This is a genomic window from Protofrankia sp. CiP1_Cm_nod4 (assembly GCF_982290645.1).
This window is the reverse complement of record NZ_CEVIVC010000265.1, coordinates 2,418-3,978: the sequence shown is the minus strand read 5'-3', so window position 1 is coordinate 3,978 and position 1,561 is coordinate 2,418. Positions and strand designations below refer to the sequence as shown.

The window sequence follows — 1,561 nt, the reverse complement described above, 5'->3', positions numbered from 1 at the left end:
GGACGAGGTCGAGCAGGATCTGTTCAGCGGCGCCCTTCCAGGAGGTGAGGCTGTTGACAAGCTCCCCGAGGGCGAGCGCGACGACAGCCTGGTTGAGGAACAGCACGCTCGCCGCCGGGTTGGCCGCTGACACCGGGTCGGCTGGTGATCCCGCTGATTCCCCTGATGCGGATGCCGGGCGGACGGTCCGGCCGGGCCGGGCAGCCCGGTCGGTGTTGTCGTAACCGGCGGCGCGGCGGGCGGCGCGGACGGACGGGTCCTGCTCGCGGGCGGCCAGCGTCGGGTCGTAGCCGTCCTGGCAGCGCAGGCACGGCCCGTCCGGTCGGATGACGGCGACCCGGCCGCCGGCCTCCAGGGTGCCTTCGCCTTCGGGCCCGCCGCGGCTGAGTTCCACGCCGATGTCGAGGTAGAGCCGTCCGTACTGGACGGCGAGCCGGTTGATCGCCCATCGCGGCGCGTGGCTGTCGACGGCGCCGATCAGGACGTCGGTGTGGCTGAGCGCGTGCCAGACGGCCGGGTCGAGGACACTGCCGCGGATCGTCGTCACGGGAAGGCCGGGGCTGATCGTCCGTGCCAGGCGGGCGGCCACGTCCACCTTGGGGGTGGCCTGCCGGGCGTCCGCGGGAGTGGCGCCGACGAGCCGGGCCAGGCTGGAGGTCTCCACCTGGTCCGGGTCCACGAGCAGGAGGGCTCCGGCACCGAGGTGGGCCAGGCCCTGGACGACGAGGGATCCGGCCCCGCCCACCCCGACGACACCCACGGTCAGCCGGCCGAGCCGGTGCTGCGTGCCGGAGCCGAACGCCCTGATCTGCCGGTCGTAACGATCACAGCGGTCGTCCTGGCCGTGCCGATCATGCTGGGTGGGGGCGGGGCGCGGCCGGGTCATGGCCGGGCTCCCGCGCTCGCGCCGCGGTGGGGAAGCGGCTGGTCCGCGGCGGCGCCCGCGGCGACGGGTGGTTCGCCGGGGAGCGCTCCCGCGCCGGGCACGTCCGCGGCTGTGGGCGCAACGGCCGGCGCGGCGGATGGCGGGACGGAGGGAAAGTCCAGCGGCGCGAGACGGCCGGTGTCAGGGTCGAACCACAGGCCGTCGACACCGGTGTGGGTGAGCAGGAGGGACGCGGCGGCCACCGGCGGCCGGGCGGGGATCGTGGCGTGGAACTCCCGGTGGGTTTCCAGCGCGTTGGCACGGTCGACGCCGGAGAAGATCGCGGGCGCGGACAGGCCCGGATGGCTGTGCGCGTCGACGAGGGACAGCGCATGCTCGTAGCAGGTGCGCAGGACAGCCCGGCTGACGTCGGCGGCGACCTCGACACGGGTCGGGGTCCGCACGGCCAGCGCGGCATCGGGCAGCAGCAGGGCATGGCGTATCCGGATGGTGACGACACGGCGTCCCGGTCGATCGCCGTGTATCTCCGCCCGGCCGAGCAGGTAGGCGAACCGTTCGAGGTTGCTGCCGAGCAGGTGGGCGGACAGTCCCGTCCAGATGACGTCGGGGACGATCAGACGGCACTGCCGTTTCTCCCACGTCCGGTTCCCGGCTGCCGGTCCTGCCGGTGCTGTT

General features: G+C 74.2%; 2 protein-coding genes. Both read right to left on the bottom strand.

Annotation, left to right across the window (positions count from 1 at the left end; all coding sequences use genetic code 11):
- Positions 1–886 (bottom strand): ThiF family adenylyltransferase (locus AC5LSR_RS23970; RefSeq protein ID WP_493469074.1); only part of this gene is annotated, 886 nt, incomplete at its 3' end.
- Positions 883–1,561, bottom strand: a 679-nt coding sequence (locus AC5LSR_RS23965; protein ID WP_493469073.1) for a hypothetical protein, incomplete at its 5' end; no start/stop codon positions are given. The genes AC5LSR_RS23970 and AC5LSR_RS23965, both read right to left, overlap by 4 nt.